The organism is Arthrobacter sp. zg-Y1110, assembly GCF_025244865.1.
Taxonomy (GTDB): domain Bacteria; phylum Actinomycetota; class Actinomycetes; order Actinomycetales; family Micrococcaceae; genus Arthrobacter_B.
This window is the reverse complement of sequence record NZ_CP104272.1, coordinates 3,131,753-3,146,989: the sequence shown is the minus strand read 5'-3', so window position 1 is coordinate 3,146,989 and position 15,237 is coordinate 3,131,753. Positions and strand designations below refer to the sequence as shown.

General features: G+C 65.9%; 13 protein-coding genes. 1 reads left to right on the top strand and 12 read right to left on the bottom strand.

The annotated features are described in order from the left end of the window. Positions 1-26: 26 nt before the first annotated feature. From N2K99_RS14675 to N2K99_RS14620, 12 genes are all read right to left on the bottom strand, one after another. On the bottom strand, positions 27-920 hold the full coding sequence (locus N2K99_RS14675) for an ABC transporter permease (RefSeq protein WP_227919448.1): 894 nt from the start codon (positions 918-920) through the stop codon (positions 27-29). After that, positions 917-1,684 carry an ABC transporter ATP-binding protein gene (locus tag N2K99_RS14670; RefSeq protein ID WP_227919445.1) on the bottom strand — a complete coding sequence of 256 codons (768 nt, stop codon included), beginning with the start codon at positions 1,682-1,684 and terminating at the stop codon, positions 917-919. Before N2K99_RS14670 ends, N2K99_RS14675 begins: the two co-directional genes overlap by 4 nt. Then, positions 1,681-2,646: a DUF6282 family protein gene (locus tag N2K99_RS14665; protein ID WP_227932877.1), complete on the bottom strand. Its 966-nt coding sequence runs from the start codon at positions 2,644-2,646 to the stop codon at positions 1,681-1,683. The genes N2K99_RS14670 and N2K99_RS14665 overlap by 4 nt, the downstream gene beginning before the upstream one ends. A 174-nt stretch (positions 2,647-2,820) precedes the next feature. Continuing rightward, a complete protein-coding gene (locus tag N2K99_RS14660) occupies positions 2,821-3,291 on the bottom strand; it encodes a GtrA family protein (RefSeq protein ID WP_227919441.1) in 471 nt (156 codons plus the stop codon). 142 nt (positions 3,292-3,433) lie between these two features. After that, positions 3,434-4,996 carry an ATP-binding protein gene (locus N2K99_RS14655; RefSeq protein ID WP_227919438.1) on the bottom strand — a complete coding sequence of 521 codons (1,563 nt, stop codon included), beginning with the start codon at positions 4,994-4,996 and terminating at the stop codon, positions 3,434-3,436. A 7-nt stretch (positions 4,997-5,003) separates the two neighbouring features. Continuing rightward, on the bottom strand, positions 5,004-5,819 hold the full coding sequence (locus N2K99_RS14650) for an alpha/beta fold hydrolase (RefSeq protein WP_227932878.1): 816 nt from the start codon (positions 5,817-5,819) through the stop codon (positions 5,004-5,006). Positions 5,820-6,041: 222 nt separating this feature from the next. Then, positions 6,042-6,584 carry a dihydrofolate reductase family protein gene (locus N2K99_RS14645; RefSeq protein WP_227919434.1) on the bottom strand — a complete coding sequence of 181 codons (543 nt, stop codon included), beginning with the start codon at positions 6,582-6,584 and terminating at the stop codon, positions 6,042-6,044. 77 nt (positions 6,585-6,661) lie between these two features. Next, positions 6,662-8,119 carry a benzaldehyde dehydrogenase gene (locus tag N2K99_RS14640; protein ID WP_227919432.1) on the bottom strand — a complete coding sequence of 486 codons (1,458 nt, stop codon included), beginning with the start codon at positions 8,117-8,119 and terminating at the stop codon, positions 6,662-6,664. A gap of 63 nt (positions 8,120-8,182) precedes the next feature. Then, a complete protein-coding gene (locus N2K99_RS14635) occupies positions 8,183-9,217 on the bottom strand; it encodes an ABC transporter permease (protein WP_227919430.1) in 1,035 nt (344 codons plus the stop codon). A 45-nt stretch (positions 9,218-9,262) separates the two neighbouring features. Then, entirely contained in the window at positions 9,263-10,822 is a 1,560-nt protein-coding gene (locus N2K99_RS14630) for a sugar ABC transporter ATP-binding protein (RefSeq protein WP_227919428.1), read from the bottom strand. 83 nt (positions 10,823-10,905) lie between these two features. Next, positions 10,906-12,024 carry a sugar ABC transporter substrate-binding protein gene (locus N2K99_RS14625; RefSeq protein WP_227919426.1) on the bottom strand — a complete coding sequence of 373 codons (1,119 nt, stop codon included), beginning with the start codon at positions 12,022-12,024 and terminating at the stop codon, positions 10,906-10,908. A gap of 144 nt (positions 12,025-12,168) precedes the next feature. Further along, entirely contained in the window at positions 12,169-13,173 is a 1,005-nt protein-coding gene (locus tag N2K99_RS14620) for an AraC family transcriptional regulator (protein WP_227919425.1), read from the bottom strand. 203 nt (positions 13,174-13,376) lie between these two features. On the opposite strand from N2K99_RS14620, the gene N2K99_RS14615 reads away from it, so the two are divergent. After that, positions 13,377-15,170, top strand: a complete 1,794-nt coding sequence (locus N2K99_RS14615; protein WP_227932879.1) for a thiamine pyrophosphate-requiring protein — start codon at positions 13,377-13,379, stop codon at positions 15,168-15,170. Positions 15,171-15,237: the final 67 nt, after the last annotated feature.

Genomic DNA, 15,237 nt, shown 5'->3' with positions numbered 1-15,237 from the left:
TGGAGTTCCAATCTGTGGAGGAAGAGTTAGTGCTCGTCCAGGGGCTTCCAGCGGTTGATCCGCTTGCTGAGGACGGCGACGCCGGAGTTCAGGATGGTGGCAACGATGGTGAGCACCACCAGGGTGGCGAAGACGCCGGCAGTGTCGAACTGGGCGGCGGAGGCGTTGATCAGGTAGCCGAGTCCCTGGTTGGACGCGACCAGCTCCCCGATGACCGCACCGATCAGTGCGTACGGGATGGCTACCTTCAAGCCGGTAAGGAAACCGGTCATGGAGGAGGGGAGCACGACCTTGAAGGCGACATGGCGGCGGTTGCCGCCCATCAGCCGGACTGCGTCGATCAGGCCGCGGTCCACTTCGCGGACCCCGGCGGCGGTGTTGAGGAAGACGAGGAAGAATACCGTGGCGGCTGCCAGCAGCACTTTCATGTCCATGCCGATGCCGAACCACACAATGAACAGCGGTGCCAGGGCAACCTTGGGGATGGAATACAGGGCGAGCATAAACGGATCCAGCACCTGGTAGAGCAGGTTGAACGAGGCCAGCAGGTATCCCACCAGGGCGCCGGCAAGGGCTCCGAAGAAGAACCCGAGAAGGATCTCCTGCAGGGTGATCCAAGTGTGTGTCCAGAGTGTGCCGTCAGCGATCCAGTCCACCAGCCGTTCCAGGATCAGGCTGGGCTTGCTGACGAAGGTGATATCGATGACCGGTCCTGCGGTGATCTGCCACAGGGTCAGGAAGGCCACCAGTACCGCCGCGCGCAGGCCCCAGACGATGGTTGAGTGGCCAAACTTGTCCCACCAGGTGCGGTTCAGGTCTTCCTTGACCGGACCGGACCCGGCCGCCAGCGGCGGTACCCGGCCCGTTCCCGGTGCGGTTGCCGCCGGCAGCGCCGGCTCGGCAGCGGATGCAGCGCTCATGCCGTGGATCCTTCCTTGAGGGCGGCGGCAAGCTTCTTATGCAGCGCCACGAATGTGGGGTCGATCCGGGTTTCATCCACCGAGCGGGGACGCGGGATATTGATCGGCTCATCCAGCAGGATCCGGCCGAGCTGGCCCAGGACCACCACGCGGTCGCCGAGGAGGAGGGCCTCCTCGATGTCATGGGTGACAAAAACCACCGTCTGCCCGGAGCCCTGCCACAACCGGAGCAGTTCCTCCTGGAGTTCGTTGCGCAGCTGTGCATCCAGCGCTCCGAAAGGCTCGTCCATCAGGAGGGTCTTCGGCGCCCCTGCCAGCATCCGGGCCAGGCTGGCCCGGCGCCGCATTCCCCCGGAGAGCTCCCGGGGATAGTGGTTCTCGAATCCGGTCAATCCGACCTTGGCTATAAGTGACTGCGCCACCTCCCGGCGCTTCTCCTTGGATTCGCCGCGGATTTCCAGCGGCATTTCGACATTGCGGACGACGTCGCGCCACGGCATAAGCGTGTCCGACTGGGTCAGGTAGCCGATGTCCACGTTGGGGCCGTTCAGCACCGAGCCCTGGTAGTGGACGGTTCCCGAACTGGGCCGGGTAAGCCCGGAGAGCAGGTTCAGCATGGTGGATTTCCCGCACCCGCTGCGGCCGAGGATGCTGACGAATGTGCCTTCCTCGATGGAGAGGTCAAAGTCCCGCAGGGCAACGGTGGCGGTGTCATCGCGCTCAAACTGCTTGCTGAGCCCGGAAATTTCCAGCAGGGAGCTCATGCGGCCTGCACCTTGCCCCGGTGGTGGGACGGGGCATCCGGCAGCGGGTCCGCGCCGGCCAGCCAGCGGCTGTTATGCACAGTCATCAGCCGGACCTCTTCCTCCGTGAAATCCTGCGCCAGCAGCAGGTCCGCGGCGATGGCCAGCCCGTCCTCCACAGGAGGGTTGAAGGGCTGGCCGAGGTCGCTGCTGATGACCGAGTTTTCCGGGCCGGCATGGCGGATGTTGGAGAACCAGAGGTCCCAGGACACCTTGCCGGTGAGGGGAGTGGTGAGGCACCGCTCCAGCAGCGCACCCTGCTCGGCCAGCTCCCGCTGCTGATCCAGCAACATGCGCTGGGAGGTGAACTCCGGGTGCGTGATCACCATCCGGCGCACGCCCAACTCCACGGCCGCCGGAATCAGGCTGCCGGATTCGTCGGCGTGCAGGTGGCCGGTGGCAAGCGTCATGTCATGTTTTGCGATCAGCTCCAGGACCTGGCGGGCCTCCGGGACCAGCCCGCCGCCGGATTCCACCTCCACGGCGGGTGCAGCCATTCCGGCGGCGCGCAGGTCCTCCTGCAGCTGGGCCCACATGGGCGGGGTGGCGCCTTCGGGCTCTTCGGAGAGGCAGGACCGCTGGTTTGAGCTGTCCACGGTGGGCAGCCAGACAAACTGGGCTCCGCCGCGGGCGGCAATCTCCACGGCGATAGGGTTCAGACCCCCCACCGAGGCATTGAGGGTGATGGCTCCGAGGACATCCACGCCCGGGTGGACCTTGCGGACGACGGCGGCGCGCTCTGCGGTGGGCGTGTAGTGGGACTTCAGCACAAATCCGGCCATGCCGAGCTCCGCGAAACGGGCGGCTAGATCAATGTCGTCAATTCGGCGGCGCATAACGTCCGGCGCAATGTGCACGTGGACGTCATATGCGTCCCGGACTAGGTCCCGTGCGCGGGCTGAGGGCTGGTGATGGTCGGACATAAGGCTCCCTTGCCTGATGAGCGGTTGGTGCCCAAATTGTCGCCAATAATGTCAACGGTTGTCAATCCGAAAAAGTGAGCTGCTTCACATCACTGCACAATCCAGGCAGGACAACGAATAACGCCGACGCGAAATGCGCCGGCGTAGAAACTTTGGTGGGGTGGCAGGGAGCAGCTAGGCCGAGCGGGTGTTTTCCGGTTCCGTTTGCCCCGCGCGGTCGCTGGGACCGTTGAACACCACATACCGGTACGCGAAGTAGCGGAAGATATTGCCCAGGGCGATGCCCACCACGTTGCCGGAAATGTTGTCTGCAAAGGTGCTGCGGAAATCCAGCACGTAGTGGGAGATGAACAGGCAGCCGGTGGAAATAAGCAGCCCCACCAGATTGGTCAGGGCAAAAAGCAGCGTTTCACTGCGGATGCTCCGGGTGCGCAGCTTCCGGAAGGTCACGTAGCGGCTGCCCAGCCATGAAACGGTGGTGGCCGCCAATACTGAAATGGTCTTGGCCGCGATGGGGCTGTCCGGCACGAGGGTGGCAGAGAGAATATTGAACAGGCCTACGTCAACCACGAAGGCGACGGCGCCCACTGCTGAAAACGAGCCCAGACGGCGAACGATTGCGCGCACCTTGCTGGTTTCTGCCATTACCGAAAAATCCATTCACCGCATTGCTGCGGGACGCAGCTTCCTGCCCTTGCCGGTGCGCACACGCGGGGAGGGACTTTTACCTTTCGGATGATGGCACAAAGTGCATTTGGCCTCAAAATCCGTGCCGATGCAAGCCGGATCAGGGCAGTGTGACTGTAAAGACAGTGCCCTTGCCGGCCTCGCTTTCCATGGCGATGGTGCCCCCGTGCTCTTCCACAATGCGCTTGGTGATCACCAGCCCCAGCCCGACGCCGGGGATCTGCGCCCGGCGTGCGGTGCCGGAGCGGAAGAACTTGGTAAAGACCTCTGCCTGCTCGGCCTCGGTCATGCCGATGCCGGAGTCCGCTACCCGAAGGACGGTGGCGCCGGTTTCGGTGCGCCAGGCGCTGACCGTCACCCGGCCGCCGTCGGGCGAGTATTTCACCGCGTTGGAGAGCAGGTTGTCCAGCACCTGGGAAATGCGCTTGGGGTCGACCATGGCCGGCAGCGTCTCGGGAACCTCGGCAACGATGGTCACCGCGTTGATTTCGGCACGCGGAGCGGCGGAGGTGATGCCGGAGCGGACCAGTTCGCTGAGGTCCGTGACTTCCTGCTGGACATTGGCGGAGCCGGCCGCGGCGGTCAGCAGGTCCGAGACCAGGTGCAGGAGCTTCTCGGAATTCCGCTGCGCCACCTTCAGCGAGGAGGCCACATACGCCGGGATGGCATCTTCTTCGTCGAGCGCCAGTTCCAGGTAGCCCATGATCGAGGTCAGCGGGGTGCGCAGCTCATGGGACACATTCGCCACGAAGTCGTCCTTCGCCGCCACGGCATTCACCAGGCCGGTGACGTCGCTGTAGGCGATCACGGAACCGCGGAAGGCGTCGTCGTCGCCCTTGACGGAGCGGGCCGAGACGCTCAGCGCCTTCTGCTCCTCGCCGTTCCCGTACCAAACGAGTTGGTCCGAGAAGGACTGGCCGAGGGCTGCCCGCTTCACCGGACGCTGGTCCACGGGGACCGGTGTGGTGCGGTCCGGCCCGAAAATGTACATTTCCGCTTCGGTGGGGCGGGTGGTGAACGAAGGGGCCGCGAGGCGCTCGTGGAGCTGCTGGCGGGAATTGGTAAGGATGCGGCGGCCGTCCTCGTCAATGACCGCCACACCAACCCGGATGGTGTTCAGGATGGTTTCCAGCATCGATTCCTTGCGCAGGCTCTCCATCAGCGAGGCCTGCAGCACCACATCCTTTTCCTGCAGCACCACTGCCTGGGCGGTGAGGCTGGCCTCAGCCTCGGCGCGGGCGGCCTCGGCGTCCTCGGCGGTGCGCAGGGCCGAAATGAGGTCACGCTCGTACAGCCGGCGCTCGTGCGCATAGAAGGCAACCACCTGGTCAAGGGCCGGCCTCCCGTCGGCCGCGGGGGAGCGGGTGGCGGAGAGCAGGACCGGGATGCGCCGGCCGTCGGGTCCCAGGAGGTCGACGGCGAGTTCGGCAAACGCCGCGTTCAACGCCAGCTGCGGCATGGCGTGGGTGGTGTAGACAATCCGGTCACCCACGGGCAGCAGCTTCAGGAAGCTGGTGCCGCGGACGTCCTCCAACGCCTTGCCAATCCATTTCTGCGCCGTGCCGTTGGCGTCCACCACGGTACCGTCCGTCAGGGTGATGAAATAGCCCGCCGGAGCGGTTTGGGACAGGGCGCGGTAGTCGAGCCGGAAATCCAGGTCCACGATGTGCCTACTCCGACTGCTGCAGGTAGCCGAGGATGATGTCCGCGGTCTCCTCCGGTGCGCTGACATGGGGGAGGTGGCCGGTGGCTTCCATCTGCACCAGCGTGCTGTGCGGGATGTGTTCCTGCAGGTAGCGGCCCACGTGGTCGGGGGCCAGGAGATCCGCGGAGGCCTGCATGATGAGGGTGGGGACTGACACCTTATGCAGCAGGCTCCGGACATCGCTCAGGAAAGCCACGCGGGCAAACTGTCGGGCGATGGTCGGGTTGACCCGGCAGAAACTGCCCTCGAGTTCGGTGCCCAGGGCGGGAACGGCCGGGTTGCCCATGATCACCGGTGCCATGGTGGCGGCCCAGACCAGGTAATTGGTATCCAGGGATTCGAGGAGTTCGTCGAGGTCGGCGCGGCTGAAGCCGCCTTCGTAGCCGTCCTCGGGATAGTCCATGTAGCTGGGCGACGGCGCTACCAGGATGATCCGGGCAAGGCGTTCGGCGGCGGTGGCGCCGGCGGCAATGGCCATCATGGCGCTCACGCTGTGGCCGATGAAGGTGACATCCTGCAGGTCCAGCTCTTCGCACAGTTCCAGGACATCGGCGACGTAGCCGTCCAAGGTGGCGTATTTGGCCGGTGTGTAGGCGGCGAGGTCGGAACCACCGGCACCGACGTGGTCGAAGAGAACCACTTTGTACTCATCGGTGAAACGCAGCAGTACCCGGGACCACATGCCCTGGTCGCAGCCGAAACCGTGGGCGAAAAGCAGTACCGGCCCGTCCGCTCGTCCTAGGACGCGAACATTGTTCCGGGTGCGGATATCAGTCTTCATTTACCTGTACGCCTGCTTTTCTTTCATATTCCGTGCCCGCATTGCCGTGAGCGGAGTCTCAGCAAACATTACAGGTCTAATACCGCTTAAACGGCCAGCCGGGCCGCGGACGGAAATGCTGTTCGGCGGGGCCGTCGGTAATGCCGGGAAAACGGGTCGGCCCGCCCCGCATTCACCAACCGAAAGTGTTGTAGGTACCGTTTGTTCCCCGGCAAACGGTCTCTACTGCACTTTCCCCACGGCGTAGCGGAGCTCGGCGGCGCCGCCGTTGAACTGCGTGCTGGCGATCAGGCGCATGGGTGCGGTGGGGCCGGACACCGGCAGCAGGCGCCGCCCGGTGCCCAGCGCCACCGGCATGTAAGTGATCCACAGTTCGTCCAGCAGCCCGGCCTCGGCGAACTGTGCCGCCACATTGCCGCCGCCCACTACCCAGATGTTCCCTTCTCCTGCCGCGTCCCGAGCAGCCCGGAGCACCTCGCGTACGTCACCGGAGGCAAACCGGACGTCCCCCTCCGCCGGGCCGGACTCTTCCCCGTGCGTGAGTACCCAGCACGGCTGGGTGTACTCCCAGCTGTCCGGTTGCTCCGCCCGGACCCAGCGGTAGGTGTCCGCCCCCATAACCACCGCGCCGACGTCGGCCATAAACCGGTTGTAGTGGTCCTGGAACGCCTCGAAACCGAACTGGAGCAGCCAGTCCAGCCGGTTGTCATCGGTGGCAATAAAACCGTCCAGGGAGGATGCGACGTAATAGATGACCTTGGGCATGGGATGAGGATAGCCCGTGGCCTCGGGAGGGATGTAGTGCCAGGCGGGCTTAGCCGGCCCGAATAAACGGATTCTGCCTAGAAGGGATATCCGGCAATTCCGGGCCGCATGGTCAGCCACTGCGTTTCGGTAAACGCTTCGATGTTGGCGCCCGCCCCGCCGAAACGGGAACCCGTGCCGGAAGCGCCCATCCCGCCGAACGGTGAATTGGCTTCATCGGAGACGGTTTGTTCGTTGATGTGCACTTTCCCCGAGATCATGCGGTCTGCCACCTCCATCGCCATTCCCACCTCACCCAGCACGCCCACGGAGAGGCCGTATTCGGAGGCATTGGCCAGCTCGACCGCCTCATCGACGGTCGAGAACCCCAGCACGGGGGCCACCGGCCCGAAGATCTCCTCCGTCCACGCGGGGTTGTCCGGGGTCAGCTCGGTCAAGACAGTGGGCTGGTAGAAGAGGCCCTCATAGTTTCCACCCGCCGCAATCCGGGCACCGGCGTCCTTGGCCGCCCGTACCAGGCGGTCAATGTTGTCGCGCTGGCGCTCGTCGATGATCGGGCCCAACGCTACGCTGCCGGTGTGCGGATCCCCGACCGGCAGCGCCCGGGCTTTGGCCGAGAGCCTGTCGATGTACTCCTCCAGCAGGGATTCGTGGACCAGGTGGCGTCCGGTGGTCATGCAGATCTGTCCTTGGTGCATAAAGGAACCGAAGGCTCCGGCAGACGCAGCCAGCTCAACGTCGGCGCCGGGCAGCACGATCAGGGCGTTGTTGCCGCCCAGCTCCAGGTGGGCGCGCTTGAGCAGGCGGCCCGCAGTCTCGCCGACCTTGCGCCCGGCCGCCGTGGAACCCGTGAAGGAGATGATGCGTACCTCCGGGGCTTCCACCAGGGCCTGCCCGACGTCGGCACCCCCGGGGAGCAGCTGCAGGACTCCGGCAGGAAGGCCGGCCAGTTCGAAGATGCGCATGATGGACACACCGCCGGAGACGCTGGTGCGGGGGTCCGGCTTCAGCAGGACGGCGTTGCCGAGCGCCAGGGCCGGCGCCACCGACCGGATGGAGAGGATCAGGGGGAAGTTGAAGGGGGAAATCACCGACACGACGCCGGCAGCCCGGCGCCGAGCGAAGGACCAGCGGTTTTCATTGGAGGTCAGCACTTCCCCGGCCGGGTGGGCGGGAAGCGCAGCCGCTTCGAAGCATTCGTTGGCGGCAATGTGGGTCTCCAGCGCCGCCTTGGCCTCAATTCCCCCGGTCTCGCGAATGATCCATCCTTGGATTTCCTTGGCATGGTCCTCGAAGAGCATCCCCGCCCGCCGCAGCACCGCGGCACGCTCCTCCGGCTTGGTCTGTGCCCATGCCTGCTGCGCGGCAGCCGCCCGGGTTGCGGCGGCAAGGGCATCGGCGCGGTCCGCTGCCCCAACGGCACCCAGGACAAGCCCGGTGGCGGGTTCGACGACGTCGATAACGCCGCCGGACCCGGCCGTCCAGGAATCGGTGTGGATTTTTCCGTGCCAGGCGGATGTGGCGAGGATGGACATGGCTGCTCCTAGATTGCGGTGAAACAAGATGGCTGCGAAGGATTGGTTCCCTTGCGGGAGGGATCAGGCCGGGGTGGAAGCACCTTGGCCGGGTGGTGTTTCTGCCGGGGCGGAACCCGCTGCCGCGGAGGCCGGACGCACCGCCCGCGTCTTGCGGCGCTGCACCAGGGTGGCGGCTGAGACGGCGATCAGCAAAGCTACCCCGTTGAAAACGTTGGTAACCCAGGTCTTGGCACCCAGGATGACCAGCCCGTTGGCTCCGACGGCAAGCAGGTACACGCCCGTTACAGTGCCCCAGACGTTGAAGTAGCCGGCACGGATGGCCGTGGCACCCAGGAACGCAGCGGCGTAGGCCGGCAGCAGGAATTCCGGGCCAAGGTCCGGCGTCGCATTTCCAGCGCGGGACGCCTGCAGCGTTCCGGCAAGTCCGCCGAGCAGTCCGGCGCCGATGAAGGCCGCGGCCAGGTATCTCTTGGTGCGCACCCCGGAAAGTTCGGCGGCGTCGCGCCCCAAACCGGTGGCCCGCAGGTACCGGCCGAAGGGAGTGCGTTCCAGGACGAACCAGAGGATGAGGGCCGCGGCGAGGAAGTAGAACACAACTACCTGCAGCCCGCCGGGCAGGCGGAGCCCGGTCAGGGCCGAGAACGCATCGGAGGAATGGGTGATCAGCGTGGAATTGGTCAGCAGCAGGTTCAATCCGGCCAGGATGGTGGCCATGCCCAGGGTCGCAATAAAGGCGTTGACGCCGACGACGATGGTCATGAACGCGTTGATGGCGCCGATCAGCATCCCCAGGGCAAGCGTGGCGAGCAGGATCAGCGGCAGCGGCAGGCCGGTACCGGCCAGGACTATTCCGGTGATGGTGCAGATGCCGAGGTTGGCACCCACGGAAAGGTCGAACTCTCCGGCGGCCAGCGGCAGGATGACGGCCAGTGCCAGGATGCCCGGGACCGCCTGGTCGGCGAGGATCTGCCGGAAGTTGCCGGACGTCGCGAAGGTATCCGGCATAAGCAGCGCGAAGACGGCGATCATCAGTACCAGGAAGACTACGATGCCGTAGTTCTTCATGAGGATGCCGGGGTTGAGGCGGAGGTTCACTGTAGAGGCTCCTTGGTGGGGTGTGCGTAGTAGGTGGGGTGCGGCCTAAGCCGGTGCGCCGGTCTGGCAGGCGAGGGCGATTCCGTCCTCGGTGATTTCCGGCCCGGAGAGCTCGGCGGCAATCCGGCCGCGGTCCAGGACCACCACGCGGTCCGCCAGGCCGACGAAGTCGTCGTAGTCGGTGCTGGCGACCAGGACTGCCACGCCGTCGTCGGCAAGTTCCTGAAGCAGCCGGCTGATCTCCTGCCGGGCCAGTGCGTCAACCCCCTGGGAGGGTTCATCCAGCAGCAGCAGCAACGGCGTGCCGCTCGCTGCGCGTGCAACAACCACTTTCTGCTGGTTGCCGCCGGAGAGGCTGCGCACAGGTGCGGCGAGGGACGCGGTCTTCACCAGGAAGCGGCGGGAGAGGTCCTCCGCGGCGGCCTTCTCCGCAGCGCGGTTTATGACCGGTCCGCGGGTATACCGGCGCAGGCGCCCGAGCGTCAGGTTTTCTCCGACCCCCAGGTCCAGGACGACGCCGTCCCGCCGGCGGTTTTGCGGAACGCAGGCCACCCCCGACGTGATTGCGGCTGCAGGGGAATCCGGTGTGTACGGCTTGCCGGCCAAGGTCATGGACCCGGCGGACGGCTGCTGGGCACCGGCGATCAGACGGACCAGTTCGCTGCGGCCGCAGCCGACCAGGCCCGTGACCCCCACGATCTCTCCGGCGTGCACATCCAGGTCGATACCGTCCAGCCGGGGTCCGCTGAGTGCACGGGTGCTCAGCAGCACCGGGCCTTCGCGTTCCTCGGCGCTGCGGATGGCGGGGGACTCCAATTCGCGGCCGATGACCAGGGAAACGACCGCCGCGGCGTCACGTTCGCCCAGCGGCTCGTCCGCAACGAGCAGGCCGTCACGGAGCACGGCGACATTGTCCGCGATGCGGCGGACCTCCTCGATCCGGTGGCTGACATAAACGGCGGTTCCGCCGTGGCCGCGGAGCATGTCCAGCAGGGCCAGGACGCGGTCTGCCTCGTGCGCGGGCAGCGAGGCGGTGGGCTCGTCCAGGATCAGGATGTTGCGGCGGAGCGCGTCGACGTCGGCGGGGGCGCCGTCGTCGACGCTCCCGGAGCGGTGCTGGAAGGCGCGGGCGATGCCCACCATGGTGCGGGTGGAGGGGGTGAGGTCACCGACCAGCCTGCCGGGATGTTCGTCGATGCCCAGGAGCTCCAACGTGGCTGCCACGTGGGCGTGTTCCTTCCGGAGCTTCACCGGGGAAAAAGCGGTGCGGGTGAAGAACCCGTCGGAAAGCGCAAAGTTGTCGGCGATCGTCAGCGCGTCCACGAGTCCCAGGTCCTGGTGAAGGAACCGCAGGCCTGCGGCGTGTGCGGCCGCGGGTGTAAGCGGCAGTTGCAGGTCCTTGCCGCGGACCGAAAGGCTTCCGCCGGGATCCGGCGCGTAGACCCCGGCCAGGATCTTGATCAGCGTCGACTTTCCGGAGCCGTTCATGCCCAACAGTGCGGTCACTTTGCCGGTCTGGATGTCGAGGCTGACGCCGTCGAGGGCCCGTTGTCCGGTAAAGGTCTTGCTGATTCCGCGGATGCTCAGGGCTGCGGTGTGCTCCATGGGTACTCCTGAATGTGTGGCAGCGGGAAAGCGGTATACGGCCGGCCCGGATAACCGGGCCGGCCGCGTGGGTTCCGCGGAAACTAGCCCGCGTTCTCCCACAGAGCCGTGAAGGCTGACTTCCAGTCGGAGTCACCCGTCCACGGCAGCTCGGGCAGGGTCTCCTGCAGCACCATGCGTTTGGGCATCTCGATGACCTGGTGCCCGCTGGCACCGTTGGCGAAGAGGTTGTTCATCTCATGCACGGACAGGTAGCCCGTGTGCTCCATCGGCTTGATGACGTCCGCGAACTGGCTCTTGCCGTCCTTGATCAGGTTCAGGTTGGCGGAGTTGCCGTCGTAGGAAACCATCTTGATCTTCTCGCCGTTGGCGCTGCGCTCCACGGTGGCCTGGGTGGAGACGACGGCGGCACCGGTGTGCGTCCAGATGTAGTCGATGTCCGGGTTGGCGGTCAGGGTGGCCTGGATCTGCGGCGGCAGTCCGGACTGCAGCTGGGACATCTGCGTTTCGATGGTCTCGACGATCTCGCAGCCGGAGCAAAGCTCGGGGAGCCACTTCTCGAACGCCTCGGTGCGCGCCGTGATGGACGGGAAGGCCGGGTCGGTGGTGAGCAGGATCTTCGCGTCTCCGCCGCTGTCCTGGGCGATGGCCGCAGCCATCATCTTGCCCGAGACCTCCTCATCCGGCACAACCTCGACGTCGAAGCGGTCATCGGCGGGGGACATGCTGTTGACCAGGAAAATGCCGGCTTCCCGGGCCTGCTTCAGCGAAGCATCGATCTGGTCGCCTACGGCGGCGGTGAAGATGATGCCGTCGGCACCGAGCTGGATCGCCTGGTCGATGGCCTGGCGGGCTTTTTCCGGATTGCCGGCCGGATCGATCATGCGGGTTTCCCAGCCAAGGGATTCAGCCGCTTCCATCGCAGCGTCGGCTCCGCGGGCGCAGGCTTCGGACGAATAGGTGCAGGGGATGACCACGATGCTCTTGTCTTTCGCGATGGCCGCGGACTCCGTCGGCACCTCTTCTTCGAGGGGCTTCTGGAAGTCGGTGAGCATGGTCTCGAGCGCCGCTGTGTCCACTGACGAGGAACCGGTTTCGGCGGCGTCGGACGTTGTGCCGGCATCGTCACCGCAGGCGGCAAGGGACAGGACCAGTGCCGGGACAGCGAGCAGCCCGAGCAGGTGGCGGGGAGAGGTTTTCATAGGGTCCGGAGCCTTTCGGAAATGACACTGGGTGTGATGTAGGTCCCACTGTCTCCGGCAGGGCAGGCGCCGCTGAAGGCCTGGTCCGGAACAGGCAAGCCGATGTCCGGATTCGGCAAGGATCATATTCTGGAAAGGGCCGGCTTATTCCGCCTGGCGTGCGGCCGCTGAAAGGCGGGCGTCGCGGGGTGTGCAGCCGTACTCCAGACGGAATGCCCGGGAGAAGTGGGCGGCCGAAACGAATCCGACGGACGCCGCGATTGCTGCGATGGAGGTGGCGGCGTGGGCCGGATCTGCCAGCAGCTGCTGGGCACGGGTCAGCCGGGTCTCCAGTACATACCGGGCCGGGCTGGTACCTGCTTCTGCGAAAACCCGGGTCAGGTGGCGCTCGCTGATCCCCACGGCGCGGGCTATCTGGGCCAGGGACAGGGCCGGCCGGCCCAGATGTGTTCCGATGTAATCGCGGGCGGCTGCGAGATAGGCCAGCGAAGGCGCGGCCCCGGGCTCGCCGGTAATGATGGAGAACATTTCCAGCACGCTCCGTTCCAGCTCGTCCGTATCTTCAACCGGATCCCGGAAGGCCCCAAGCACCGCGTTGGCAGTGGTGTTGGCGTGCGTGGCGGCGGGTGACCCGGCGATGCGGAGCACCCGCGGACGGAAGTACTCTTCGCGTGCCGACTGCTCGCGCAGCACCGTGCGGGGTACCTCCACAATCACCTGGCGCATATCCGTGGAAAAGCCGTACATAAAAGGCCGGTTGGCGTCATAAACGACGGCTTCCCCTGCCGCCAGGGTTTCGCAGCCGGCGTCGTGGTAGAAAAACGCCTTCCCCTCGAGCAGCAGGCAGAGCATTACGGCGTCGACCGGGTTCCTGCGGATATTCTCCGGCGCGCGTTCAATTACATGGTCATTCCCGTTGATATGCGTAAGCCGGATCCGGGGCAGTGCAAGGTTGGTTTGGGTGGCCAGGAGGCTGCGTTCCGAGAGGGTGCTGCAGCGCAGCCCGAACAGTGCCTGCTCGTTGTATTCCTCCCATAAATCCAGCCGTTGCCGCAGCGGCGCCTGCGCGGTGGAAAACCGGCTTGTCCGGCGGGCTCCTTCAGGGGTGCCGAGGGGTGCGGAATCGTTCATCGGAACGGGAATCGGCACGGCCGGCGCCTCCAATCGGGCATCTTTGTCACGAACCAGGAGCAATGCACCCAAGGGTACGTGAAATGTGCCGCACGTCACTATCTGAAAGTCCGGGGGATGGCGGCACCTGGTGCCTGCTGTGCCACCCTTGGGTTCCCGGGGCGGGCAACTAATGCAATAGTGTGGCCGTATCGTAAGCATGCTGATTACAGGAGGCTTCCATGAGTGAGCGGCTCGTAGCGGATCTGATTGTCGAACGCCTGAAGGCCTGGAATGTGGACCGGGTGTTCGGCTACAGCGGAGACGGCATCAATACGGTCCTGGGCGCGATGCGCCGCAGCGGCGACCCCGAGTTCATCCAGGTCCGGCACGAGGAAAACGCAGCATTTATGGCGGTGGGGCATGCGAAGTACACCGGCGGGGTAGGGGTGATGATGTCCACCCAGGGGCCCGGCGCCATCCATCTGCTCAACGGCCTGTACGACGCCCGGCTGGACGGGGCACCCGTGGTGGCCATTGTCGGGCAGCAGTCCCGCAGCGTGCTGGGGTCCTCGTACATGCAGGAAGTGGACCTGATGAACCTGACGCGGGATGTTGCGTCGGCGTTCCGTCAGCAGATCAATTCCCCCGAGCAGGTCCCGCTGGTGCTGGACCGCGCGTTCAAGAAGGCGCTGGCCACCGGCACGCCCGCCGTCGTCATCATCCCGCATGACGTGCAGCAGGCCCCGGCCCCGGACCTGGAACAGGAGCACGGCATCCTCAACACCGTTCCCGTGTTCAGCCCCGCGCGGACCTCGCCGGACCCGGCGGACATCCGGGCCGCCGCGGACCTGATCAATTCCGGCGAGCGGGTGGCCCTGCTCGTGGGGCAGGGTGCACGGAATGCCCGCGCCCAGGTCGCCGCCCTGGCCGAGAAGATCGGTGCGGGCATCACCACCAGCCTGCTCGGCAAACCGTACGTGGATGAAACCCTGCCGCTGGCCGCCGGAACCATGGGACACCTTGGCACCAGTTCCGCCGGCTACGTGATGGACAACTGCGACACCCTGCTGATCATCGGCTCCAGCGACCCGTGGACCGAGTTCTACCCAAAGCCGGGGACGGCGCGCGGGGTGCAGATTGACCGGGATGCTTCCGCAATCGGGAACCGCTACCCGGTGGAGGTCGGCATCACCGGAGACACCGTAGCCAGCCTGGATGCCCTGATCCCGTTGCTGGAAGCTAAACCGGATACTCCCTGGCGGGGGCAGGTGGAGGAAAGCGTACGCCGCTGGCACGAACTGGCCCGCGTACGGGCCATGACGCCCGCCGATCCGGTGAACCCCGAACGCGTGGTCTACGAGCTGAACCGGCGCCTGCCGGACAACGCACAGGTGGCGGTCGACGTCGGCAGCTCCGTGTACTGGTACGCCCGGCAGCTGCACCTTCCGGAGGGCGTGCCCGCGCACCTGTCCAGCACGCTGGCCAGCATGGGCTGCGCCGTGCCGTACGGACTGGCCGCGAAGCTGGCGTATCCGGACCGGCCGGTCGTGGCGCTCTCCGGAGACGGCGCCATGCAGATGGCCGGAGTGACCGAACTGATCACCCTGAGCCGGCTCTGGCAGAAGTGGGAGGATCCGCGGTTCGTTCTCTGCGTGCTGAACAACCGCGAGCTGGCCGAGGTCACCTGGGAACAGCGCGAAATGGAGGGCGATCCGCGGTTCGAGGACAGCCAGTCGCTGCCGGACTTCAAGTACGCGGAGTACGCCAAGCTGCTGGGACTGGAAAGCATCCGGGTGGAGGATCCGGAGCTCCTGGGTGAAGCCTGGGACGTGGCGCTCGCCGCCACCCGGCCGTTCCTGATCGAAGTGGTCACCGATCCCGCGGTGCCGCTGCTTCCGCCCTTCCCCAGCGGCGCCGCCCAGGCCGAAACCATGAAGGACGGCCTGGCGCAGGAGGGTGCCGCGGGCGAGCATTCACGCCGGCTGCTGGACATCTACCTGGAGCAGGAAGAAGGCCTGTACCGGGATCTCTGAGCCGGCCGGGGGCCGGGAACAACAACCCGGTACACCGGAACGGGCGCACCCGCGGTGGGTGCGCCCG

Coding starts and splice junctions, on each gene's coding strand:
- N2K99_RS14645 (WP_227919434.1), bottom strand. CDS start 6,584: ATGCCCAAGGTCATCTATTACGTCGCATCCTCCCTGGACGGTTTTATT.
- N2K99_RS14640 (WP_227919432.1), bottom strand. CDS start 8,119: ATGTCCATCCTCGCCACATCCGCCTGGCACGGAAAAATCCACACCGAT.
- N2K99_RS14615 (WP_227932879.1), top strand. CDS start 13,377: ATGAGTGAGCGGCTCGTAGCGGATCTGATTGTCGAACGCCTGAAGGCC.
- N2K99_RS14650 (WP_227932878.1), bottom strand. CDS start 5,819: ATGAAGACTGATATCCGCACCCGGAACAATGTTCGCGTCCTAGGACGA.
- N2K99_RS14625 (WP_227919426.1), bottom strand. CDS start 12,024: ATGAAAACCTCTCCCCGCCACCTGCTCGGGCTGCTCGCTGTCCCGGCA.
- N2K99_RS14670 (WP_227919445.1), bottom strand. CDS start 1,684: ATGAGCTCCCTGCTGGAAATTTCCGGGCTCAGCAAGCAGTTTGAGCGC.
- N2K99_RS14630 (WP_227919428.1), bottom strand. CDS start 10,822: ATGGAGCACACCGCAGCCCTGAGCATCCGCGGAATCAGCAAGACCTTT.
- N2K99_RS14675 (WP_227919448.1), bottom strand. CDS start 920: ATGAGCGCTGCATCCGCTGCCGAGCCGGCGCTGCCGGCGGCAACCGCA.
- N2K99_RS14665 (WP_227932877.1), bottom strand. CDS start 2,646: ATGTCCGACCATCACCAGCCCTCAGCCCGCGCACGGGACCTAGTCCGG.
- N2K99_RS14660 (WP_227919441.1), bottom strand. CDS start 3,291: ATGGCAGAAACCAGCAAGGTGCGCGCAATCGTTCGCCGTCTGGGCTCG.